Here is a 21,317-nt window from a genome sequence, read left to right on the forward strand (position 1 = left end):
ATGTGCAGGACACAGAATACCCGTTCTGCAGGCAAGCAAGGAGACAGCCCGTGCCGATCGATCTCAATGGTTTGGGAAACCTCTTCATCGTCTATGGCATCAATTGCCTGGGCGCTCTTGCCATCGCCCTGGTGGGCTGGTGGGCGGCGGGACTGCTCGAACGGCTTGCCCTGCGTGCCCTGATCAGCTCCCATATGGACCCGATCGTGGCGACCTTCCTGGCCAGCCTGGTGCGCTATTCGGTCATGGTGCTGATGTTCGTGCTGATCCTGCAGGTGGTCGGCATCCAGGCCACCAGCCTCGTCGCCGTGTTGGGCGCCGCTTCTCTGGCCATCGGCCTCGCCTTGCAGGGCACGCTCTCCAACATGGCGGCCGGCGTGATGCTGTTGCTGTTCCGCCCCTTCCGGCTGGGCGATGCCATCGAGGTGGCGGGCAAGGCCGGCACCGTGAAAAACCTCAACCTTTTCATGACGGAACTCGCCAGCGGCGACAATGTGCAGATCCTCATCCCGAACGGCCAGGTCTGGGGCTCGCCCATCACCAACACCTCGGCCTATCCGACGCGTAGCGTGAGCGTGAAAGTGACCGTGCCCTATGGTGGCAATATCGAAGCGGCCGCCGCCCATATCCGCGATGCCCTCAGCCGCGACAATCGCGTGTTGCCGCTGCCGGCCCCGGCGGTCGATGCCTCCGGCTTCAACGACCGGGGCGTCGAGATTGTCGTGACGGCCTGGACCAAGGCGGCCGATGCGGGCGCCTTCAAGGCTGCCATCGTTCATCAGGCTTCCAACGCCGTGCAGCAGGCTGCGTCGGCCGCCTGATGATCGTCCGCCGCCTTCTGCCCGCCGACTGGCAGGATTATCGCGCCATCCGCCTGCAGGCCCTAGAAGGCGCGCCCGAGGCGTTCGGCTCCGTCCATGCCATCGAGGCCGCGCGCCCCGCCGAGGCTTTTTCCGAGCGCCTGTCATCCGCCGTGGTCATGGGTGCTTACGCCGACGGGCGCATCGCCGGCATGGCCGGCTACAAGCGCTGCGAGGGCCCCAGGGACACCCACAAGGCCTTTGTCTGGGGCGTGTTCGTGGCGCCGGACTTTCAGGGCCATGGCGTCGGCCAGGCGCTGATCACGGCCCTGATTGTCGCCGCACGCCAGGAGGTCGAGCAACTGACGCTCTCGGTGGTCACAACCAACAGGTCCGCCATCACCCTTTATGAGCGCAACGGCTTCAGGACCTATGGCATCGAGCCGCGCGCCCTCAAGAGCGCCGCCGGCTATGCGGACGAGACGCTGATGGTGCTCCTTCTCTAAGGGACAAGTCCGCGCCTTCATTTCGCGATTTGCCCCTGTTCGCCCCGGGCAAATCGGCTAGGCTGCATGCCTCCCCGGGGAGCTGAGCATCTCCCTCTTCCTATCCAATCAGGTTTTCCATGGCCCTTCTCCTCTGCATCACCCAATGGGATGTCGCTCCCTGGCTCGACCGGCTGCGCCGCCTGGCGCCCGGACGCGATATTCGGGCCTGGCCGGAAGTCGGCAATCCCGCCGACATCACCTATGTTGCCGTGTGGAAGCAGCCGCCCGGCCTGCTGGCGACCTTCCCCAACCTCAAGGGCATCATTTCGCTCGGCGCCGGGGTGGACCACGTGCTTTCGGACCCCACGCTGCCCGACGTGCCGCTCTGCCGGGTGGTCGACGGCAATCTCACCACGCGCATGAGCGAATGGGTGGTGATGCATGCTCTCATCCATCTGCGCCACCAGCGCGATTACGACCTCCTGCAGCGCCAGAAGCTCTGGCGCGAGATCATGCCTTCGCCGGCAGCGCAGGAATTGCGGGTCGGCGTCATGGGCCTCGGCGTGCTCGGCCTTGATGCCATCCACAAGCTCAAGATCATGGGCTTTGACGTCGCCGGCTGGAGCCGCACGCTCAAGCAGATCGATGGCATCCGAACCTATGCCGACAATGACCTCGATGCCTTCCTCGCCCGCACCGATCTTCTCGTCTGCCTGCTGCCGTTGACGCCTGAGACCAAGGGCCTGCTCAACCGTTCCCTGTTCGAGAAGCTCGCCCATGACGGCGTGCTCGGCGCGCCGGTGCTGATGAACGCCGGGCGCGGTGGGCTGCAGGTCGAGAAGGACATCCTCACCTGCCTCGACGAGGGGGTGCTCGGAGCGGCGACGCTCGACGTCTTCGAGACCGAGCCGCTGCCGGCCGACAGCCCGCTGTGGTCGCATCCGGCCGTCACCGTCACACCCCATAACTCGGCGGTCTCGGACGAGGATGCGGTGGGGCGCTTCGTGCTGCGCCAGGTCGAGCGGCATGAGCGCGGCTTGCCCTTCGAAGCCCCTGTGGACAGGAACCGCCATTACTGAAAGGGAAGCGGAACAACCTCATCGTGAAACTATTGTAACGTTGACGCCGCCTTCAGACGGTCTTACCTAAAGGGGTGGCGGCAACAAGACCGCCTTTCTGCGGCGGGCCATCAGGCCCTGCGTGTCTCAAGAAGCGGAGCGAAGCATGACGCTGCGTGTCTCCGGACAAAATCTCGACATCGGTGATGCCTTGCGAACCCACGTCCAGGCGCGGGTTGCGGACAGCCTGTCGAAGTATTTTGACCAATCCTACACCGGCCAGGTCACTGTGAAGAAGGAAGGCACCGGTTTCCGGACCGATTGCCGCATTCATCTTCCTACCGGGCTTACCTTGCAAACCGAATCGATGGCGCATGACCCCCATGCCAGCGTCGATCTCGCAACGGAGCGCCTGACCAAGCGCCTCAAGCGCTACAAGCACCGCATCAAGGATTATCATGCCGGCCCGGACAGCGCGACCGCGACTGAATCGACCGACTACATCATTACCGCTCCCAATGAGGAGGAGGCAGTCCCCGACGAGTTCACGCCGGTGATCGTGGCCGAGAACACCACCCGCATGAAGCGCCTGTCGGTGAGCGAGGCGGTTGTCGACCTCGATTTGACGGGTGCCGCTGCGCTTGTCTTTCGCCACGCTGGACATGGCCGCGTGAACGTGGTTTACCGCCGCTCCGATGGCCATATCGGTTGGATCGACTTGCCGCAAGCCGCGGCCGAGGCGACCTGACGGGCCCCCACCGAATAAGCGCCCGCCTCGACAAGGGGCGGGTGCCGTGCTGTTGAGCGGATCGTTTCTACTGGCGATCGGCTCGAACTCCCGCGAGGACCGCAATGCCTTTGAGCGATCTGTTGCCGCAGGATGCTGTGCTTCCGGCGCTGAAGGTGAATTCAAAAAAACAGGCTCTGCAGGAAATCGCCGAACGGGCTGCCAAGCTGACCGGCCTCGGCGAGCGGGAAATCTTCGATACGCTGCTCCAGAGGGAGCGCCTGGGCTCGACCGGCGTCGGCAGCGGCATCGCCATTCCCCACGGCAAGCTTGCCAAGTTCAACCGCATCTTCGGCCTGTTCGCCCGCCTCGAGCGCCCGATCGATTTCGAGGCTCTGGACGGCCAGCCCGTCGACATCATCTTCCTGCTGCTGGCCCCGGAAAGCGCCGGAGCGGACCATTTGCGGGCCCTCTCGCGCATCGCCCGCATGCTGCGCGACTCGTCCATCGTTCAGAAGCTGCGCGCCACCAACGACGCCGCCGGGCTCTACTCGATCCTGTGCGCCGAACCGACCTCGCACGCGGCGTGAAGCCGGGAGCGCTCACTTTGCCGGGTGAGGTGCGCCAAACGCGGAGTGGCGATCACCGATCGCCATCTTCCCATCCTGCAAACGCGTCGTCCAAAAATGTCGATCGGTGATCGACACTCCTCTCTGCGTCTTCCTCCGCAAAGCTAACCTCTGCCAACCAACAGCCCCGATCTCAAAAATCCGCCAATCCCAGCACATCCGCCATTGAATAGAGACCCGGCGCCCGTCCCAGCCCCCAAAGTGCCGCCCTGAGGGCGCCTCGCGCGAACATCGTCCGGTCCTCGGCCTTGTGTCGGAACTCGATGCGTTCGTGCTCGCCGGCCAGAATCACGCTGTGCTCGCCGATCACCGTGCCGCCGCGCAGGGCGGCGAAGCCGATATGGCCCTTCTCCCGCGCGCCCGTGTGCCCCTCGCGGCGACGATCGGCCCTGGCTTCCAGGTCGATGCCGCGGCCATCCGCAGCGGCTTGCCCCAGCAGCAAGGCGGTGCCGGAAGGCGCATCGACCTTGCGGCTGTGATGCATCTCCAGGATCTCGATGTCGAACTCCGCATCGAGGCTGCTTGCCGCCCGCCGGATCATGGCGGCGAGCAGGTTGATGCCGAGGCCCATATTGCCCGAATGCACGATGACAGCATGGCGAGAGCTTTTCCGCAGCTGGGAAAAATCGTCCGGAGAGAGGCCGGTGGTGCCGCTGACCAGCACCATCCCCCGGCGGGCGGCAAGGGCAGCCAGCGCCACCGTCGTCGCCGGCGTGGTGAAGTCGAGGATGGCCTGTGCTGTTTCGGGCAAGGCAAGCGGATCGTCCGTCACCGCCATGCCGCTCGGCTCCAGGCCAGCGAGCCTGCCGCAATCGGCGCCGACGGCGGCCGAGCCCGGACGGGCCAAGGCGCCGCACAGGGTGACGCCGGGCGTCTCCGCGATCATGCGGATCAGCGTCTGCCCCATGCGCCCGGAGGGACCGGCGACGACAAGCCCGACATCGGCCATGATTGATCCGGCGCGTCAGAGTTCCGCCAGGCCGAGCACGTCGGCCATGGAATAATAGCCCGGCTTGCGGCCGAAGCCCCAGATTGCCGCCTTGAGGGCGCCCTTGGCGAAAATCACGCGGCTCTCGGCCTTGTGCGCGAATTCGATGCGCTCGCCCTCGCTGGCAAAGATCACGGTGTGCTCGCCGACCACGGTGCCGCCGCGCAGCGTGGCAAAGCCGATATGGCCCTTCTCGCGGGCGCCGGTATGGCCGTCGCGGACGCGGTCCGAATGGCCGTCGAGATCGATGCCGCGCCCGTCCGCCGCGGCCTGACCAAGCAGCAGCGCGGTGCCCGAGGGGGCGTCGACCTTGCGGTTGTGATGCATTTCGAGGATCTCGATATCAAAATCCTCATCGAGGCTCCTGGCGACGCGCTTCACCACGGCGGCGAGGAGATTGACGCCAAGGCTCATATTGCCGGACTGCACGATCACCGCATGGCGGGAAGCGGCCTTGAGGCGGGCGAAGTCTTCTTTCGACAGGCCGGTGGTGCCGATCACATGCACGATGCGCATCTGGGCGGCGAGGGCGGCAAGCTCGACCGTTGCCGACGGGGCGGTGAAGTCGATGATGCCTTCGGCCGCCGTGAGGAGGGACAGCGGGTCGTCGGTGATCAGCACGCCGTTGGGCTCGAGCCCGGCGACCTTCCCAGAATCCTGGCCGACCGCCGGCGCGCCCGGGCGCTCGATGGCGCCGCTGAGCACCACGCCGGGAGTCTCCGCGATCAGCCGGATCAGGGTCTGGCCCATCCGTCCTGAGGCGCCTGCTACGACGAGCCGCGTGTCGGCCATGGTGAATTCTCCCTGGGAGCGCGGACGTCTCGTCCGCTCTTGGAAACGTTACAATGCGAGGCAAGGAAGAGCGGACATCGCGACATGCAAGCATGTCGCTGTGACGTCCGCGCTCCCAGGTTACAACACCCGCTCCATCACGATCGCCGTGGCTGGCGGCCCCTTGGCGCGGGCGTAATAGGCGTTGCGCCGGGCAATCTCGTCGAAGCCATGGCGCTGATAGAGCCGGATCGCCGCCACATTGTCCTCGGCGACCTCCAGGAACACCTTCCTGGCGCCCGCCGCGGCCAGGCGGCCGAGATGATGTTGCAGCAAGGAGGTGGCCAGGCCCGCGCGCCGGGCCGCCGGCGACACCGCTACACTCAGGATCTCCGCCTCGTCCACCACCAGCCGGGACATGGCGAAGCCGGTCGGCGTGCCCTTGCCGCCGGGGCGAGCGAGATGGGCGAGGATCAGCCTGTCGGCGAGCATGCGCTCGAATTCGAGGGCGTCCCAGCCTCGTTCGAAGCCGGTGGCGTGGATGGCGGCCAAACCTGCGGCGTCACCGACGCGGGCATCGGTGATCACCGGCGGCTGTCTCTTGCCGAACCAGCTCATTGTCGCGCCACCTGTCCGTTCTGCTGGGGCGTGGCGTCGGCGGGCTTGAGATAGGTCGGGCGCGGCGGGGAGTCGGCGGGATCGGCGAGGAGACCGAGCTGGGCCACCCAGGTGATATCGGGCGCCGGGCTGGAATCGACGATGATGCCGGCCGTACCGGCAGACTTGGCCTCGTTGAACAGCAGGGGCGCGGCGGGTCCGGCCATCTTCACCGTCGCCGGCCCGAGCACGCGCGCGGCCTCGCGGAGCGAGATGCAGCTCGCCTCGACGATGCTGCGGCCGCGGTTGGAGAACAGCTCGAAATAGACATTGCCGTGCCGTGCATCGATGGCGACGGCGACGTGCTGGCCGTCATTCTCGTCGATATGCGGAGCGGCGATGGCGGCAAGCGTCGAGATGCCGACGCAGGGCACGCGCAGGGCGAGGGCGAAGGCGCGGGCGGCCGAGATGGCCACGCGCAACCCGGTGAAGGAACCGGGGCCGACGGTGGTGGCGATGCGATCGATCAGGGAGAAGCCGCCAGAGCGCTCGACCACTTGCTGCACCAGCGGAATCAGCGCCTCGGCATGGCCACGCGCCATCAGGATGGTCTGGGACGCGATCTCGCCGTCATCGGAATCGAACACGCTGGCCGAGCAGGCTTCAAGGGCTGTATCGATGGCGAGAATACGCATGCGCGGAACCTGGGACGTGTCGTCGTTTGCCGACCAAAGGTCAGCGATATCGCAGGAATCCGCCTTCAGGCAAAGCCCCCGATATAAAAAGCCTAAAGCGTTTTGCGATTTGACGGAATCGGCAACAATCGCAGAGACGCGTCGAAACGGGGAGTTGGAGCAAAACGCGTTTACGCCTAAACGCGCTTTGCTCTAGGGCGTTCTATCTTCAAATCAAATCACCAAGAATCGCAAAATGCACTCGATACCAACGTGTTAACCTGGCAATCCGGTTCCGTCTGAATGCATTTTGCTCTAGGGCAGAAGGAAGTAGACCGGAAGATAATGCGCGTCCTGCAGCCATTCGATGGCCTCCGCCACCGGATAGGCGGCGAGGAACAGGCAGGCATCGAGGAAGGTGCGGGTCACCAGCGAAGTCTGGATCTCCAGCGTCGGCACTGGGCGCCAGAGCCGGAAATTGGGAATGAAGCGGGGCACGCGCCCGCAATAGGCCTCATAGGCGCGGCCGAACTTGTCACGCAGGAACTGCTCTTCCTTACGCGTGACGATGGCGAAGACCACGATGGTGATGGCGCAGACCAGGATCGCCGTGGAGATGGCGCCGAATTGTGCGCCGGCGCCGGCCGCGCCGATGAAGGAGAAGACATAGAGCGGGTTGCGACAGATGGAATAGGGGCCCTCCTCGACGATGATCTGCTTCTTGCGGCCGCCGATATAGAGGGAGCACCAAGTGCGGCCGACGATGGCGATCGCCATCAGCACTAGGCCGATGCTCTCGATCGTCTCGTCCATGCCCCTGCCGGCGGTGTTCTGCCAGGCCGAGTCGGTGAAGAGCAGGACAACAAAGCCGATGATACCGAGCGTACCGAGGGCGAATCGCCGTATGGTCTGGACAGCATTGATGTCGATGGACGAGCCAATATCGGCGTTGTTCTTTATCTTCAGCATGAAAACACTCAGTTGCGGCCCCCCAAACACGGACCGAGCATTTGATTCCCCGAGGCGATGGACGGGCAGCGTTGCCGCGTCGCAGCCGAGACGACATTAACAATTGCGTGACAACGCGTCCACGCCTTGTGGCCGGCAGGATCGGGAAGCGGTTTACGCCGTGTTGCGGTCGGGGATCGAGATGCGGAAGGTCGCTCCGGTTCCGGCGCCTTCCGTGTCGATCAAAACGAGCGTGCCGCCATGGGCCCTCACCAGCTCAGCCGCAATGGCAAGGCCGAGACCGGAGCCGCCGGGCCGCGTCGAGCCCGAGAAAGCTTCGAACAGTCTCTGCTGGGCTTTTTCCGGCACGCCTGGGCCGTTGTCGGCGATCTCGATCACGACCTGTTTCCTGTCGCGCCGCCCGCTCACGCTCAAGCAATTGGCCGCGCCGTCGGGCTGGCTGTGGTTTTCCAGCGCCTGCACCGCGTTGCGGCAGAGATTGATCAGGATGCGGGAGAGCTGGTCGGGATCGGCGTCGATCTGCAAGCCCGGTTCGAGCGCCTCGCGCCAGGCTATCCTGTTGGCGTGATCCCCGCTTTCCGCACCCAGCCCGACAAGTTCGCGGGTGTCGTTGACAATGGGCGCGACCGCGATGATGCGCCGCGAAGGCGGCTGCTCGGCGACACGGCCGTAGGAGAGCGTCGACTGGCAGAAGGCGATGGCCCGGTCCAGCGTCTGGATCAGCCTGGGTGCGAAGCGCTGTACGACGGGATCGTTGGTCTCGGCGAGGCGGTCGGAGAAAAGCTGGGCGCCGGCCAGCAGGTTGCGCAAGTCATGGCTGATCTTGGAGACGGCAAGGCCAAGGGCGGCGAGGCGGCTTCTCTGCTGCAGCATGCCGTGCAATTGGCGCTGCATGGCCGCAAGCTCGCGCTCGGCGACGCCGATCTCGTCGCTGCGGCGAGAGGTGGGCACCACGCGCGAGTCGTCCTCCGGGTTTTCCCCGAAGCGTATCATGGCGCCCGTGAGGCGTCGCATCGGCCGCACGATCACCCAGCTCAGCGTCAGATAGACGAGGCATGCCGTAATGGCCGAGATGATAAGTGAGGAGAAGACGAGGCGGGTCGAAAAGGCATACATGCCCTGCTGCAGCGGCGTCTCGTCGACCACGATCTCGATGAACTGGCCTTGCATGGGTGCATCGCCCACCACGCGGATGAAGCGCCCCTTGGGAGCGAGCAGCGTAACGACGGCGTCGTGAATGGCCTCCATCTCCGACAGCGTGCGCAGATCCGTACTGAGCGCGACCGTCGGCGGCATTTCTGACGAGGCGAGCAGGCGCTTGGTGTCGCTCATCTTCAACGCCACCATCTTGGCGCCGACCGAATCCAGGATCTGCATGGCGAGATTGTCGGAGACCATCCCGTCGGGCGCGGCCTCGAGCACCAGTGCTGCCGTGACGGCCGAAGACAGGCGGTTGGACAGCCAGTTGCGCCTGTAGGTGGCGACAGAAGGAAGGTAGATCAGCACCTCCGCCAGCAGGACGAACAGCACCGTCAGCACCAAAAGGCGCGCAGAAAGCCCGAAGCGGCCGGGTTTATTGGGCGTGGCGAGCGAGTTGGACACGAATCTGGCTTAACCGAATTTGGTTCGTCTCGCCAGTGCCCAGCCCGGCCCGGCGAAGTTGTAATGCGCCCTGCCAAGCCAGTTTGGAGCGCTTGGAGCGCTCTGCTAAAGTATGGTTGGCTTACGGCGTCGATGTGGCGGAGATCGGCGACAGCAACCGTCAAGGCGTGCGGATCCGTCCTTTCACAGTTGAGGGCTGCTTTTTCCTAGCTTTTTAACGGGCGTTCGACTATAGGGCCGCATCCCGGTGCGGACGCTCCGGATTTTACCCGCCGCTACCGACCCCGCTGGACGACATCCCGGCCGGGCCAAGGTGGAAGGCGATCCCGGCCAGACGGCCTTCTTCGTCGCAAGACGTTATCCGGCAATCGCGCAGCTCGCGCGCGAATGCCCTATGAAAGGACTATCCGATGTCGATTTCGCAAGAGCGCAAGACTGCGCTGATCAAGGAATATGGTGCCAAGGACGGCGATACTGGTTCTTCGGAAGTGCAGATCGCGATCCTCACCGAGCGTATCACCAACCTGACCGGCCATTTCAAGTCGCATGTGAAGGACAACCACTCCCGTCGTGGCCTTCTCAAGATGGTGGCCCTGCGCCGCTCGCTGCTCGACTACCTCAAGTCGCGTGATGAGAGCCGCTACAAGTCCGTCATCGAGCGTCTCGGCATCCGCCGCTAAGACATGAAAGCCCGAAAGGCCGGTGCCTTTCGGGCTGCTCTTTTTTCATCAACGGGACGTGGCGACATGGGGTTGCCGCGAGAACCCAAACGACCGGATAGGCAGCAGGCCATGGCAGGATCGCAGGACGCAGGCCCGAGGCGTTGAGCTCAAAGGATGCGTCCTGCCATCTTGCGATGGCTGCTTTCGTTTCAGGGGCTCCAAAGAAGGGCCTTGCCTCATCCGGTCTCAAGCAAAGACAGGATTGAACGCATGTTCACAATCTACCGCGAAGAGCTCGAATGGGCTGGCCGCAAACTCATTCTCGAAACCGGCAAGATCGCTCGCCAGGCCGATGGCGCCGTGCTCGCCACCTATGGCGACTCGACCGTGCTGGCCACCGTCGTCTCGGCCAAGGAGCCGAAGGCCGGCGTCGACTTCTTCCCGCTCACCGTCAACTATCAGGAAAAGGCCTTCGCGGCTGGCCGCATTCCAGGCGGCTACTTCAAGCGTGAAGGCCGTCCGTCCGAGCGCGAGACGCTGATCTCCCGCCTGATCGACCGCCCGATCCGTCCGCTCTTCGTCGAGGGCTATCGCCATGACACCCAGGTTGTCGTCACCGTGCTCTCGCACGACCTGATCAACGACACCGACGTGCTCTCCATGGTCGCCGCCTCCGCCGCCCTGACCCTCTCGGGCGTGCCCTTCATGGGTCCCGTGGGCGCCGCCAGCGTCGGCTACGTCAATGGTGCGCTGAAGCTCAATCCGACCATCGACGAGATGAAGGAATCCTCCCTCGAGCTCGTGGTCGCCGGCACCGCCGACGCCGTGCTGATGGTGGAATCGGAAGCCAAGGAGCTTTCGGAGCAGACCATGCTCGAGGCCGTGATGCTCGGCCATTCCGGCTTCCAGCCGGTGATCGAGGCGATCATCCGCCTCGCCGAGAAGGCCGCCAAGGAGCCGCGCGACTTCCAGCCGGCCGATCACTCCGAGCTCGAAAAGGCCATGCTCGCCGTGATCGAGTCCGATCTGCGCGCCGCCTATTCGATCACCGTCAAGCAGCAGCGCTATGCCGCCGTCGACGCCTGCAAGGCCAAGGTCGTGGCTCACTTCCTGCCTGAGGGCGTCGAGAATCCTGCCTATTCCAAGCAGGTCGTCGCGGAGGTCTTCCACGAGCTGCAGGCCAAGGTCGTGCGCTGGAACATCCTCGACACCGGCACCCGCATCGACGGGCGCGACGTCAAGACGGTGCGCAACATCGTCGCCGAAGCGGGCATCCTGCCGCGCACCCACGGATCCGCGCTGTTCACGCGCGGTGAAACCCAGGCCCTTGCCGTCGCCACGCTCGGCACCGGCGATGACGAGCAATATGTCGACAGCCTGGAAGGCACCTACAAGCAGCGCTTCATGCTGCATTACAACTTCCCGCCCTACTCCGTGGGCGAGACCGGCCGCATGGGCTCCCCGGGCCGCCGCGAGATCGGCCATGGCAAGCTCGCCTGGCGCGCCATCCACCCGATGCTGCCCCCGCAGCACGAGTTCCCTTACACCATCCGCGTCGTCTCCGAGATCACCGAGTCCAACGGCTCATCCTCGATGGCCACGGTCTGCGGCTCCTCGCTGGCGCTGATGGATGCCGGCGTGCCGCTGCGCGCGCCGGTCGCCGGCATCGCCATGGGCCTCATCCTGGAAGGCGAGCGCTTTGCCGTGCTCTCCGACATCCTGGGTGACGAGGACCATCTCGGCGACATGGACTTCAAGGTGGCCGGCACTGAGAACGGCGTCACCTCGCTGCAGATGGACATCAAGATCGCCGGCATCACCGAGGAGATCATGAAGGTCGCCCTCGGCCAGGCCAAGGAAGGCCGCCTGCACATCCTCGGCGAGATGTCGAAGGCCCTGTCCGGTGCTCGCGCCGAACTCGGCGAGCACGCGCCGCGCATCGAGGTGATCACCATTCCGGTCGACAAGATCCGCGAAGTGATCGGTTCGGGCGGCAAGGTCATCCGCGAGATCGTGGAGAAGACCGGCGCCAAGGTCGACATCCAGGACGACGGCACCATCAAGGTGGCCTCGGCTTCCGGCACGGCGATCAAGGCCGCCATCAACTGGATCAAGTCGATCGCGTCCGAGCCCGAGCTCAATGCGATCTATGACGGCACCGTGGTCAAGACCACCGATTTCGGCGCCTTCGTCAATTTCTTCGGCGCCAAGGACGGTCTGGTTCACATCTCGCAACTGGCGGGAACCCGTGTGAACAAGGTCACCGACGTGGTCAAGGAAGGCGACAAGGTCAAGGTCAAGCTGCTCGGCTTCGACGAGCGCGGCAAGGTCCGCCTCTCGATGAAGGCCGTCGACCAGGCCACGGGCGAGGACCTGGAGAAGAAGGCCAAGGCCGAGGGCGAGGCCGCCGAGTAAGGCTGGTTTTCCTACGCAATTCAGTCAAAGGGCGGCCCTCGGGTCGCCCTTATCTTTTGGGCGGCCATTGCTGGGCACCGTGGATGACACGCAGAATCTCAACCTGCTGTTGACCAATGCGATAGATCACAAGGAAAGGCGTGCCGCCTATGACGAGTTCGCGTGCGCGCGGCAACCGGCCGGAACGTCCCATTTCGGGGTGGTCGCGTAGATTAATCGCCTGATTTCGAATGCGATCGCCTTGTTCGCGGGCAGCTCTGGGGCTGTCTTTGGCAATTAGACGTACGATTGAGGCGCGATCGGTCAGTGCAGTTGGAAGCCAGGCGAGTTTCACCCCTTATCTCCGATCAGACGGGTGAGTTCAGCCCGCTGCTTTTCCCAGTCCGCGTCCGCTTCTTCCTGACTGATCCAGACAGTGTTCGGATCGTCCGCTTCGTCGATGGCCTTCTGGATCTCCTCCCGGAACCAGGCATCATAGGCAGCCGCTTCATGAGCCTTGCGCAGGGCCTCTGAGCGGTCGGGGCGGGTGGGGGCCTTGGCACTGTCGGGTTCGTAGGCGGTGGCATCGACGTCGAACTCGGCGATGCCAACATCCTTGAGATAGGAGACCAGCGTGTCCAGCCGGCGGAAGACACGGGCATGGCGGCCGCGTTGTGCGATCAGGGTGCGTTGGTTCTGTCCGTAGCGGACCTGGATTGACCACCCCTCGGGACGGCCAACGACGTGGGCGTTGCGCACCATGCCGGCCTCGACCAACGTTGACAGGGTGGCGTGATCGATGGTTTGGGCGGTCATGGCGTTCCTCGCTTTGTCTTCGCAAGGCTACGCGGATAATTATAAATTGCAAGTTTGAGTAATTATAAAGTGATGGCGCGGCGCCGGCTTTCTCGCGCCGCGCGTGTCGGATAGGAAGATGCGGACGAGACGTTCGCGAACCCGGAAGATAGCTATTTTCGCAGGCTGTAAAATGCCTTTCTCAGTTCCTCCGCGAAGATCGTCGGCTGTTCGAAAGCCGCGAAATGACCGCCTTTGCTGGCCTCGCCCCAATGGAGCAGGTTCGGCCATACCGCGTCAGCCCAGGCACGCGGGGCCTGGAAGACCTCCTTGGGAAAGGTCGTCGCGGCCATGGGCAGTTCGATGCGGCCTGCCGAGAAGGGAGAGGCGGGGCTTTTGGCGTTTTCCCAATAGAAGCGGGCGGAGGAGGCGGCGCTGTTTGTCAGCCAATAGAGCGTGATGGCATCGAGGATGCGGTCGAGGCCCAGGAGGGTATCGACATCGCCATCATGGTCGGCCCAGGCCTGGAATTTCTCGTAGATCCACAGCGCCTGGCCGGCCGGCGAATCGGCCAGGGCATAGCCAACGGTTTGCGGGCGGGTGGATTGCTGACGGTAGAAGCCTGATTCCTCGCCGCCGAAATGTGCGGCACCTGCAAAGGCGGCGGCTTCCTGCGCCGTCGGATTGGCCGGGACATGCTCGGGGAACACCAGAGGCAGGTTCACATGCGCGCCGGCCAGGCCCTGAGGGCGCAGCAAGGCCAGCACGTGGGTGACGCCCGAACCCCAATCGCCGCCCTGCGCCACCCATTTGCTGTAGCCGAGGCGCTCCATCAGCATGGCCCAGGCTTTGGCGGTGCGCAGGACATCCCAGCCGGTCTCCTCGGGCTTTCCGGAGAAGCCGAAGCCGGGCAGCGAGGGGATGACGACATCGAAGGCGTCTTCGGCCTTGCCGCCGAAACGGGTGGGATCGGTGAGGGGCTCGATCAGGTCGAGGAACTCGACCACCGATCCCGGCCAGCCATGGGTGAGGATGATCGGCAAGGCCGTGGCGTGCGGCGATTTCACCCGGATGAAGTGAATATCGAGGCCATCTATCCGCGTGGTGAATTGCGGATAGGCATTGAGGCGGGCCTCGAATTTGCGCCAGTCGTAATGCTCGCGCCAATGGGCAATCAGTGGCTGCGCCTTGGCGAGCGGCACGCCCTGCGACCAATCCGCCACGGCCTCCCGCTCAGGCCAGCGCGTGCGCGCCAGCCTTTGTTTGAGATCGTCGAGTTCGGCCTGGGGAATGGCGACATGAAACGGGGTTATCGCCCCGTCTTCTGATATTTGTGTCATGAGATTTCTTTTCTGCTTCCGCTGAAGGCGTCTGTGATCAAGCAGCGTTGGCTTGGCGCAGGCCGAAGCGCTCCGCGGGCTTGCTGTGCGACAGATTGGGGCCGAGGGCCTTGCGGGCGGCCTCATAGGCATTCCAATCGGCGATATCGGGCAAGGAGGGGATCGTCACGGTCTCGCCCTGGTTCAAGCCGGCGATGGCGGCATCGACCATATCCTCGGCTGACATCACGATGGTTTCAGGCAGGTGGGTAATGGGCACGCCGGCGACGTCCCAGAATTCGGTGGCGGTGGCGCCGGGCAGCACGGCCTGCACGCGCACATTCTTGTCGGCCAGCTCATGCTGGAGGCTCTGGCTGAAGGCGAGCACGAAGGCCTTGCTGCCGCCGTAGACGCCGTTGAGCAATTCCGGGGCGATGGCGACGATGGAAGCAATGTTGATGATGGTGCCGCGTCCGCGCTCGACGAAGGCCGGCGCCGCCGCATAGGCAAGGCGCGTGAGGGCGGTGATGTTGAGGGTGATCATCTCCTCCATCTTCTCGATGGAGGATTGCAGTAGAGGCGCACCGCCGCCGAAGCCGGCATTGTTGACGAGGCCGGTAATGCTGGCATCCGTCTTCAACACCGTCTCGATGCGGGCGAGATCGTCCTTGTTGCCGAGGTCCGCGATGATGACGGCAACATGGCGGCCGGTTTCCTGGTGCAGGCGGGCGGCGAGCGTGTCCAGGCGCTGCTGGTTGCGGGCGACCAGGATGAGGTCATAGCCCTTCCGGGCAAAACGGTCGGCATAGACAGCGCCGATGCCGGAGGAAGCGCCGGTGATCAGGACGGTGCCGCGATCTTGAGAGGTGGTCATTGAAAAAGCTCCTTGCTCGCCAACCCATCGTTGGCGTTGCAAGGCTTCTACGCCCCCTTGTGTTTGTCTCAAATGCCATATATACAATGTTTTAGGACATACAGTTCGAGGCGCCTATGCAAAAGATCGGCTTTCTGGTTTCACCCGGCTTTCAGGTCATGAGCCTGTCGGCGCTTTCGGTGTTCGAGTTCACCAATATCGCCGCGGGCGAGCCGCTTTATGCGATGCAGGCTCTGTCGGAGGAGGGCGGGCTGGTGCGCAGTTCGATTGGCACCGCCATGGAGACGCAGGCCTTCGGCAGTGCCGCCCTCGAGGACACCACCTTCGACACGCTGATCGTCTCGGGCGGCCCGGTGATCACGCCCTCCACGCCGGCGGTCATCGATTATGTGCGGCGCGCCCGCCAGGTCACGCGGCGCATGGCTTCGATCTGCACCGGCGCGTTCATGCTGGGGGATGCCGGCCTGCTCGATGGCAAGCGCGCCACCACTCATTGGGCCAACACGCGCGCCCTGCAGGCGAAATTTCCAAAGGCGAAGGTGGATGAGGACCGCATCTTCATTACCGATGGCCAGATCTGGACCTCGGCCGGCATGAGCGCCGGCGTGGATCTGGCGCTCGGCCTGGTGGAGGAGGATCATGGCGCCGAAATGGCCCGCATGGTGGCGCGCTATCTGGTGGTCTATCACCGGCGGGGAGGCGGCCAATCGCAGCATTCCAACCTGCTCGATCTCGATGCCAAGTCGGACAGAATCCAGACCGCGCTGACCTATGCCAAGCGCAACCTGCATACCGAACTGTCGGTGGAGCAATTGGCCGAGGTCGCCCATCTCTCGCCGCGCCAGTTCAGCCGTGCCTTCCGAGCCGAAACCGGCCAATCCCCGGCCAAGGCGGTGGAGAACCTGCGCGTGGAGGCCGCGCGGCTGATGATGGAGCAGAGCCGGCACCCCATCGACATCGTGGCTCGCGAAACCGGCTTTGCCGACAGGGAGCGCATGCGCCAGGCGTTCCTGCGCGCGTTTGGGCAGCCGCCGCAGGCGATCAGGCGGGGGATGAGGTGACCTGGGAGAGCGGACGGGAACGTCCACGCTCCCAGGAATCTGTCGCGTCCCTGTTGCTTTTTCCGCCCTCTCCTTCTATAGACGCCGCTTCCCCGCATCGACCGGCTGATAAGGGCTGCCGTGGCGATGCTGATGGCTCGGGCGCTTTTCAACAAAGCACACGGCTTACCGGTGGCGGAACCCAAAAGGTTTCGGCGCCTTTCTTATATTCGGAGACGAGCAAAATGCCCAAGATGAAGACCAAGTCGGGCGCCAAGAAGCGCTTCAAGATTACGGGGTCAGGCAAGGTGATGCACGCCCAGCAGGGCAAGCGCCACGGCATGATCAAGCGTACCAACAAGCAGATCCGTAAGCTTCGCGGCACGCGCGTCCTCTTCAAGACGGACGGCGAAAACGTGAAGAAGTATTTCCTGCCGAACGGCTGATCGCCACGGCAACGCGAAACCTTAAGGAGATCAGCGAATGGCACGCGTTAAACGGGGCGTTACGTCCCATGCTAAGCACAAGAAGACACTCGACGCGGCAAAGGGCTTTTATGGCCGCCGCAAGAATACGATCCGCATTGCCAAGCAGGCAGTCGATCGTTCGATGCAATACGCCTATATCGGCCGCAAGCTCAAGAAGCGCAACATGCGCGCGCTGTGGATCCAGCGCGTCAACGCTGCTGTCCGCGAGCTGGGCCTGACCTATTCCAAGTTCATCGCGGGCCTTGCCAAGGCCGGCATCGAGATCGACCGCAAGGTGCTCTCCGACCTCGCCATCCGCGAGCCGGAGGCCTTCAAGGCGCTGGTGGAGAAGGTCAAGGCTGCCGCGTAAGCGCTGCCTGATAGACTGTTCTGTCCAAAACCCGCTGCGGAAACGTGGCGGGTTTTTTGCTATGGACCGGCTTTCCTGGAATTGGGGCAACACTCCTTTTGATAGTGGTCATCGGCGGGAGAGATTGAGATGGCAAGCAAGTCGGAACTGAGCGCCGGCAAGCTCAAGGAGCTCGGCCTGGACAAGCTCGCAGCGCTTGTCATCGAAGAGGCCCAGGCCAATGCGGCCTTTCGCAAGCGAGTGTCCGCTGCTCTGGCCGGGATGAAAGGCCCCGAGGCCGTGGCCAAGCTGGTGGAGCGCCGTCTTGCTGCGCTGGAGAAGGCGCGGTCGGTGATCGACTGGCACAAGATCAAGGATTTCGAAAAGGATATTTCGGCCACCCTCGCCACCATTCTCGGCGAGGTCGGCGCAGCCTCGCCCTCCATCGCGATGGATCTATTGCTGCGCTTCATCGCGACCCAGGATGCGGTTGTGGGGCGGCTGGTCAGTTCCAACCGGATCGAGACCCTCTACGCCGAGGCTGCCGCGGCGTTGGGGCCACTGGCGGGCGGGCTCGCGCCCGCCGATATCGATGCCTTGCCCGGCAAGCTCATGACCGCGACGGGCCGGAATCCGTGGACTCTGACCCTGGCGACCGAGGGGCTCCTCCCGCATCTTTCCAGTGCGGCGCTGGAGAACCTCGACAGCCTGTTGGCGCAAAAAGTTCGGGACGCCGGCCATGATTACAGGGCCGGCGGCTATCGCAAGCTTCGCCAGATCGTGGCTGATCACGGCGGCGATGTCGACAAGTGGATCGCCCTGGAGACCGAGAAGCCCGAGCATACGCGCGACGGGCTGGCCATTGCGGAAATCCTGCTCGCCGCTGGGCGGGCGAAGGAGGCCCTGGCCTGGATGGAGCGGGACAAGCCCACGCATGTCGGTTATGCCTATGCCATTGACATGGCGGATGGCGTGATCCAGCGCGATCACAAATTCAGCCGGCGCGCGGGCCTCAAGGCCGCAATTCTCGAGGCCCTGGGCGAGAAGGATGCGGCACAGGCCCTACGCTGGGCCGTGTTCGAACAGACCCTCAATGTCGAAGTGTTGCGCGTCTATATCGGCAAGCTCGATGATTTCGAGGAGTTCGAGGCCCTCGACAAGGCCCTCGCCCACGCCCTTGCCAGCAAGGCACGCTATCGCGCATTGGCCTTCCTGTGCGAATGGCCTCACCTCGGCCATGCAGCCCAGCTGGTGCTCAGCTCCAATGCGCACTGGGATGGCCAGCATTACGAGGTGATCGCGCCTGCCGCCGACAAGCTTCGCGAGGAGCAGCCGCTGGCGGCGAGCATTCTCTACCGGGCGATGGTCGAGAACATCTTGGCGAAAAGCCGGTCACTGGCCTATGGGCACGCGGCTCGTTATCTCGGCATTCTCGACGAACTGGCGCCACGCCTTGCAACCGGCGCCATGGCGGGCATGGGGCGGCTGCCGCCCGCGGATTGGCGGGCGGCCTTGTACAAGAGCCACGGACGGAAGACGAGCTTCTGGGCGGGCGTGCCGAAGTCAGCCTCGTAAAGGTGGGGGCAACGTCCTGACGTCACTCCGCCGGCGCCGTCAGTCCCTTGCGCTCAAGGATCTCCCAGCAGTCCTCCGCCGTCTCGGCGAAGTCGAACAGGGTGAGGTCTTCGCGGCGGATGAAGCCTTCCTCCACCAGCGCCTCGAAATTGATGACCTTGGTCCAGTAGGTCTTGTCCATCAGCACGATCGGGCAGAAGGACATCTTGCCGGTCTGACGCAGGGTGATGATCTCGAACAATTCGTCGAAGGTGCCGAAGCCCCCCGGAAACACCACCAGCGCCGCCGCATGCATGGCCAGGTGCATCTTGCGCATGGCGAAATAATGGAAGCGGTAGGTGAGGGACGGCGTGGTGTAAGGGTTGGGATATTGCTCGTGCGGCAGGGTGATGTTGAAGCCGATGGTCGGCGCGCCGGCCTCGCTGGCGCCGCGATTGGCCGCTTCCATGATGCCCGGGCCGCCGCCGGTGGCGATGACGTTGAAGCGCCCATCGCCAATCTCGTTCATCGCGCCGCCGCGCCGTGAGGCGATATAGCCGAAGGTGCGCGCCTCCTTGTACCAGCGCCCGCGATTGCCTGGCGCATCCTCGTGCACCCGGGCCGAACCGAACACTACAATGGTGGAGCGGATATGGGCCGCCTTCAGGCCTTCCTGTGCCTTGACATATTCGAGCTGAAAGCGGATGCCGCGGGTTGAATCGCCCAGCATGAAATCGGGATCGAGGGCGGCGAGCCGATAGGCAGGTGCCTCGGTCTGGCGCAATTCGCTGACCTTGGCCCGGGTTTCAGGCGCCAGGACATCGGCGGTCGAGAGCATGTTGGTGGGGGAGGAATCGTCGGGGGCCGGCGTCATAGCCTGTACTCACATACGGAACGCATCACCTTTTGTGATCCCTCGGACCGAGGACTGCAATCCCTCTGGAGTTGTAAAGCCCGTGCTATTTGGAGGGATCCGCGGTCGCTGGCCCGGTCTTCTCGGGCTTGTCCTCCGCCGATTTCGGCCTGCGGTTGCGCCGGATGCGCTCCAGCCGTGAATCGTCGGTATAGGGACGCGAGCCCGGGCAGATCTCCGAAAGGAACTGCATGAGGGTGCCCGCGAGCGTGTCGTCGCGCAGGCCGTAATGGACGTTCTGGCCGCGTTTCTCGCGCCAGACCAGGCCGGCATTTTCCAGGATCGACAGGTGTTTGGAAACCGCGGGCGCCGACATCACATCCGCGAAGCGCTCGACGATCTGCCCAGCCGTCATGTCGGTCTTCGACAGATAGGCCAGCATCCGCCGCCGCGGAACGGAAGAGAGTGCTTCGAAGACCTTGTCGGCTGCCATTGTTTATCCGGTGGGTCGGCGAGGGGGCGAGTTGCAGCCGATTCGGCGAGCACGCTACGCGCCACCATCCAGCCACCCGAGAGATAGGGCCCCGCTTGACTTCTTGCAAGTTATATTCATTATTTAATTAATTAATAAGTTAAATAACGAAATGGAGAACAACCCATGAAGACGGCAGGCGGCTACGCACTCGTGATAGACGGAGCGGGGCGGACGGACGAGGCGGCGCTGGAGGCGGATCTCGCCAATGCTGGCAGCATGTTCCATTCCCCGCGCATGCAGGACGGGGAAGGCACCGATGCCGTCAGGGGTTCCGTGCGCTGGTCGCCGGTGAAGTCACTCTGGTGGCTGGCCATGGCCGCGGGCGCCCTCATCGGCGCGCCGCTTACCATCAGCTGGGGCGCCCTCGTGCTCTTCCTCGCGACCACCGCCGTCACCATCTGCCTCGGCCATTCGCTCGGCATGCATCGCCGCCTGATCCATCGCTCCTTCGACTGTCCGCTCTGGCTCGAATACGTCCTGGTCTATTGTGGCACGCTGGTGAGCATGGGCGGCCCCTTCGGCATGATCCGCCAGCACGATATCCGCGACTGGGCCCAGCGCCAGGCCGACTGCCACCCCTTCCTCGCCCATCGCAACAGCTTGATCATCGACGGCTGGCAGCAGCTCAACGGCGAATTGCGCCTCGCCGCGCCGCCGACCCTGACCATCGAGCAGCGTGTGCGCGAGGATCGCTGCTATCGCTTCCTCGAACGCACCATGCTCTGGCAGCAACTGCCCTGGGCTCTGCTGTTCTACGGCCTCGGTGGCTGGGGCTTCGTTTTCTGGGGCATCTGCCTACGTGTCTTCCTCTCGCTCACCGGCCATTGGCTGATCGGCTATTTCGCCCACAACCGGGGCCCGCGCTCCTGGCTGGTGCAGGGCGCTGGCGTGCAAGGCTACAACGTTCCGAAAGCCGGCCTCGTCTCGATGGGCGAAGCCTGGCACAACAACCACCACGCCTTCCCGGCCTCCGCCAGGCTCGGCCTCTATGAGGGCGAGACGGATATCGGCTGGTGGGTGCTCGTGGCCCTGCGGCGCCTCGGCCTGGTCTGGAACGTCAAGACGCCGGAGACGCTGCCGCATCGCGAGGCATTGGTGCAAATATCGCCGTATAAGGCGGTTCCCATTGCAAGGGTAAATAGGCTAGAAGGCACCTCGATTTGAGGAAGAGC

24 protein-coding genes are annotated in these 21,317 nt (G+C 64.0%); 12 read left to right on the forward strand and 12 right to left on the reverse strand.

Translation table 11 applies throughout. From position 1 onward, the window contains the following. The first annotated feature begins 50 nt into the window (after positions 1–50). The 5 genes from QQL24_RS10345 to ptsN all read left to right on the forward strand — a co-directional run bounded on the left by QQL24_RS10345 (position 51) and on the right by ptsN (position 3,663). Complete coding sequence (locus tag QQL24_RS10345; RefSeq protein ID WP_284311907.1) at positions 51–821, forward strand: mechanosensitive ion channel family protein; 771 nt, start codon at positions 51–53, stop codon at positions 819–821. After that, a complete protein-coding gene (locus tag QQL24_RS10350; protein ID WP_284311908.1) occupies positions 821–1,306 on the forward strand; it encodes a GNAT family N-acetyltransferase in 486 nt (161 codons plus the stop codon). Before QQL24_RS10345 ends, QQL24_RS10350 begins: the two co-directional genes overlap by 1 nt. A gap of 119 nt (positions 1,307–1,425) precedes the next feature. Further along, positions 1,426–2,367 (forward strand): 2-hydroxyacid dehydrogenase, encoded by a 942-nt coding sequence (locus QQL24_RS10355; protein WP_284311909.1) that lies wholly within the window; start codon positions 1,426–1,428, stop codon positions 2,365–2,367. 145 nt (positions 2,368–2,512) lie between these two features. Continuing rightward, positions 2,513–3,094, forward strand: coding sequence for a ribosome hibernation-promoting factor, HPF/YfiA family (gene hpf / locus QQL24_RS10360; protein WP_284311910.1), 582 nt, complete (start codon positions 2,513–2,515; stop codon positions 3,092–3,094). 104 nt (positions 3,095–3,198) lie between these two features. Beyond that, complete coding sequence (ptsN, locus tag QQL24_RS10365; protein WP_284311911.1) at positions 3,199–3,663, forward strand: PTS IIA-like nitrogen regulatory protein PtsN; 465 nt, start codon at positions 3,199–3,201, stop codon at positions 3,661–3,663. 172 nt (positions 3,664–3,835) lie between these two features. On the opposite strand, the gene dapB (QQL24_RS10370) is transcribed toward ptsN, so the two are convergent. From dapB (QQL24_RS10370) to QQL24_RS10395, 6 genes are all read right to left on the reverse strand, one after another. Next, positions 3,836–4,651 (reverse strand): 4-hydroxy-tetrahydrodipicolinate reductase, encoded by an 816-nt coding sequence (gene dapB / locus QQL24_RS10370; RefSeq protein ID WP_284311912.1) that lies wholly within the window; start codon positions 4,649–4,651, stop codon positions 3,836–3,838. A gap of 15 nt (positions 4,652–4,666) precedes the next feature. Further along, positions 4,667–5,482 (reverse strand): 4-hydroxy-tetrahydrodipicolinate reductase, encoded by an 816-nt coding sequence (gene dapB / locus QQL24_RS10375; protein WP_284311913.1) that lies wholly within the window; start codon positions 5,480–5,482, stop codon positions 4,667–4,669. Positions 5,483–5,602: 120 nt separating this feature from the next. Beyond that, positions 5,603–6,079 carry a GNAT family N-acetyltransferase gene (locus QQL24_RS10380; RefSeq protein ID WP_284311914.1) on the reverse strand — a complete coding sequence of 159 codons (477 nt, stop codon included), beginning with the start codon at positions 6,077–6,079 and terminating at the stop codon, positions 5,603–5,605. After that, positions 6,076–6,753, reverse strand: coding sequence for a tRNA (adenosine(37)-N6)-threonylcarbamoyltransferase complex dimerization subunit type 1 TsaB (tsaB, locus tag QQL24_RS10385; protein ID WP_284311915.1), 678 nt, complete (start codon positions 6,751–6,753; stop codon positions 6,076–6,078). Before tsaB ends, QQL24_RS10380 begins: the two co-directional genes overlap by 4 nt. 294 nt (positions 6,754–7,047) lie before the next feature. Further along, positions 7,048–7,701 (reverse strand): methyltransferase family protein, encoded by a 654-nt coding sequence (locus QQL24_RS10390; protein WP_284311916.1) that lies wholly within the window; start codon positions 7,699–7,701, stop codon positions 7,048–7,050. A gap of 153 nt (positions 7,702–7,854) precedes the next feature. Then, a complete protein-coding gene (locus QQL24_RS10395; protein ID WP_284311917.1) occupies positions 7,855–9,303 on the reverse strand; it encodes a sensor histidine kinase in 1,449 nt (482 codons plus the stop codon). 410 nt (positions 9,304–9,713) lie between these two features. Between QQL24_RS10395 and rpsO the strand changes: the two genes are divergently transcribed. Further along, the gene (gene rpsO / locus QQL24_RS10400) at positions 9,714–9,983 is read left to right on the forward strand and encodes a 30S ribosomal protein S15 (RefSeq protein ID WP_284311918.1); all 270 of its coding nucleotides are present in this window, start codon (positions 9,714–9,716) and stop codon (positions 9,981–9,983) included. Between the two features lie 252 nt (positions 9,984–10,235). Then, complete coding sequence (gene pnp / locus QQL24_RS10405) at positions 10,236–12,380, forward strand: polyribonucleotide nucleotidyltransferase (protein ID WP_284311919.1); 2,145 nt, start codon at positions 10,236–10,238, stop codon at positions 12,378–12,380. Positions 12,381–12,429: 49 nt separating this feature from the next. Here the strand turns inward: pnp and QQL24_RS10410 are convergent, their stop codons facing one another. From QQL24_RS10410 to QQL24_RS10425, 4 genes are all read right to left on the reverse strand, one after another. Continuing rightward, a complete protein-coding gene (locus tag QQL24_RS10410; protein ID WP_284311920.1) occupies positions 12,430–12,714 on the reverse strand; it encodes a type II toxin-antitoxin system RelE/ParE family toxin in 285 nt (94 codons plus the stop codon). Further along, positions 12,711–13,175 (reverse strand): hypothetical protein, encoded by a 465-nt coding sequence (locus tag QQL24_RS10415; RefSeq protein WP_284311921.1) that lies wholly within the window; start codon positions 13,173–13,175, stop codon positions 12,711–12,713. The genes QQL24_RS10410 and QQL24_RS10415 overlap by 4 nt, the downstream gene beginning before the upstream one ends. Before the next feature lie 152 nt (positions 13,176–13,327). Then, positions 13,328–14,494: an epoxide hydrolase family protein gene (locus QQL24_RS10420; protein WP_284311922.1), complete on the reverse strand. Its 1,167-nt coding sequence runs from the start codon at positions 14,492–14,494 to the stop codon at positions 13,328–13,330. A gap of 37 nt (positions 14,495–14,531) precedes the next feature. Next, positions 14,532–15,347 carry an SDR family NAD(P)-dependent oxidoreductase gene (locus QQL24_RS10425; RefSeq protein ID WP_284311923.1) on the reverse strand — a complete coding sequence of 272 codons (816 nt, stop codon included), beginning with the start codon at positions 15,345–15,347 and terminating at the stop codon, positions 14,532–14,534. A gap of 116 nt (positions 15,348–15,463) precedes the next feature. On the opposite strand from QQL24_RS10425, the gene QQL24_RS10430 reads away from it, so the two are divergent. The 4 genes from QQL24_RS10430 (at position 15,464) to QQL24_RS10445 (ending at position 18,778) form a co-directional block, all read left to right on the forward strand. After that, entirely contained in the window at positions 15,464–16,408 is a 945-nt protein-coding gene (locus QQL24_RS10430; protein WP_284311924.1) for a GlxA family transcriptional regulator, read from the forward strand. A gap of 224 nt (positions 16,409–16,632) precedes the next feature. After that, positions 16,633–16,833, forward strand: coding sequence for a 50S ribosomal protein L35 (gene rpmI / locus QQL24_RS10435; protein ID WP_284311925.1), 201 nt, complete (start codon positions 16,633–16,635; stop codon positions 16,831–16,833). 37 nt (positions 16,834–16,870) lie between these two features. Then, a complete protein-coding gene (rplT, locus tag QQL24_RS10440; protein ID WP_068297422.1) occupies positions 16,871–17,224 on the forward strand; it encodes a 50S ribosomal protein L20 in 354 nt (117 codons plus the stop codon). 129 nt (positions 17,225–17,353) lie between these two features. Next, on the forward strand, positions 17,354–18,778 hold the full coding sequence (locus tag QQL24_RS10445; RefSeq protein ID WP_284311926.1) for a DUF6880 family protein: 1,425 nt from the start codon (positions 17,354–17,356) through the stop codon (positions 18,776–18,778). 22 nt (positions 18,779–18,800) lie between these two features. Here the strand turns inward: QQL24_RS10445 and QQL24_RS10450 are convergent, their stop codons facing one another. Then, positions 18,801–19,631 (reverse strand): LOG family protein, encoded by an 831-nt coding sequence (locus QQL24_RS10450; RefSeq protein WP_431310665.1) that lies wholly within the window; start codon positions 19,629–19,631, stop codon positions 18,801–18,803. 85 nt (positions 19,632–19,716) lie between these two features. Beyond that, positions 19,717–20,103, reverse strand: a complete 387-nt coding sequence (locus tag QQL24_RS10455; RefSeq protein WP_284311927.1) for an ArsR/SmtB family transcription factor — start codon at positions 20,101–20,103, stop codon at positions 19,717–19,719. A 165-nt stretch (positions 20,104–20,268) separates the two neighbouring features. On the opposite strand from QQL24_RS10455, the gene QQL24_RS10460 reads away from it, so the two are divergent. Beyond that, the gene (locus QQL24_RS10460) at positions 20,269–21,309 is read left to right on the forward strand and encodes an acyl-CoA desaturase (protein WP_284311928.1); all 1,041 of its coding nucleotides are present in this window, start codon (positions 20,269–20,271) and stop codon (positions 21,307–21,309) included. Positions 21,310–21,317: the final 8 nt, after the last annotated feature.

Origin of the sequence: Labrys miyagiensis (genome assembly GCF_030160835.1) — a bacterium.
GTDB classification, from domain to species: Bacteria; Pseudomonadota; Alphaproteobacteria; order Rhizobiales; family Labraceae; genus Labrys; species Labrys miyagiensis.

Bases quoted from the DNA above. Each gene is read 5' to 3' on its own strand.
- QQL24_RS10415 (WP_284311921.1), bottom strand. From the start codon at position 13,175: ATGACCGCCCAAACCATCGATCACGCCACCCTGTCAACGTTGGTCGAG.
- QQL24_RS10350 (WP_284311908.1), top strand. From the start codon at position 821: ATGATCGTCCGCCGCCTTCTGCCCGCCGACTGGCAGGATTATCGCGCC.
- QQL24_RS10450 (WP_431310665.1), bottom strand. From the start codon at position 19,631: ATGACGCCGGCCCCCGACGATTCCTCCCCCACCAACATGCTCTCGACC.
- rpsO (WP_284311918.1), top strand. From the start codon at position 9,714: ATGTCGATTTCGCAAGAGCGCAAGACTGCGCTGATCAAGGAATATGGT.
- QQL24_RS10390 (WP_284311916.1), bottom strand. From the start codon at position 7,701: ATGCTGAAGATAAAGAACAACGCCGATATTGGCTCGTCCATCGACATC.
- QQL24_RS10355 (WP_284311909.1), top strand. From the start codon at position 1,426: ATGGCCCTTCTCCTCTGCATCACCCAATGGGATGTCGCTCCCTGGCTC.
- pnp (WP_284311919.1), top strand. From the start codon at position 10,236: ATGTTCACAATCTACCGCGAAGAGCTCGAATGGGCTGGCCGCAAACTC.
- rplT (WP_068297422.1), top strand. From the start codon at position 16,871: ATGGCACGCGTTAAACGGGGCGTTACGTCCCATGCTAAGCACAAGAAG.
- dapB (WP_284311912.1), bottom strand. From the start codon at position 4,651: ATGGCCGATGTCGGGCTTGTCGTCGCCGGTCCCTCCGGGCGCATGGGG.
- tsaB (WP_284311915.1), bottom strand. From the start codon at position 6,753: ATGCGTATTCTCGCCATCGATACAGCCCTTGAAGCCTGCTCGGCCAGC.
- QQL24_RS10455 (WP_284311927.1), bottom strand. From the start codon at position 20,103: ATGGCAGCCGACAAGGTCTTCGAAGCACTCTCTTCCGTTCCGCGGCGG.
- rpmI (WP_284311925.1), top strand. From the start codon at position 16,633: ATGCCCAAGATGAAGACCAAGTCGGGCGCCAAGAAGCGCTTCAAGATT.
- QQL24_RS10445 (WP_284311926.1), top strand. From the start codon at position 17,354: ATGGCAAGCAAGTCGGAACTGAGCGCCGGCAAGCTCAAGGAGCTCGGC.
- QQL24_RS10460 (WP_284311928.1), top strand. From the start codon at position 20,269: ATGAAGACGGCAGGCGGCTACGCACTCGTGATAGACGGAGCGGGGCGG.
- dapB (WP_284311913.1), bottom strand. From the start codon at position 5,482: ATGGCCGACACGCGGCTCGTCGTAGCAGGCGCCTCAGGACGGATGGGC.
- QQL24_RS10380 (WP_284311914.1), bottom strand. From the start codon at position 6,079: ATGAGCTGGTTCGGCAAGAGACAGCCGCCGGTGATCACCGATGCCCGC.
- QQL24_RS10420 (WP_284311922.1), bottom strand. From the start codon at position 14,494: ATGACACAAATATCAGAAGACGGGGCGATAACCCCGTTTCATGTCGCC.
- QQL24_RS10430 (WP_284311924.1), top strand. From the start codon at position 15,464: ATGCAAAAGATCGGCTTTCTGGTTTCACCCGGCTTTCAGGTCATGAGC.
- hpf (WP_284311910.1), top strand. From the start codon at position 2,513: ATGACGCTGCGTGTCTCCGGACAAAATCTCGACATCGGTGATGCCTTG.
- ptsN (WP_284311911.1), top strand. From the start codon at position 3,199: ATGCCTTTGAGCGATCTGTTGCCGCAGGATGCTGTGCTTCCGGCGCTG.
- QQL24_RS10425 (WP_284311923.1), bottom strand. From the start codon at position 15,347: ATGACCACCTCTCAAGATCGCGGCACCGTCCTGATCACCGGCGCTTCC.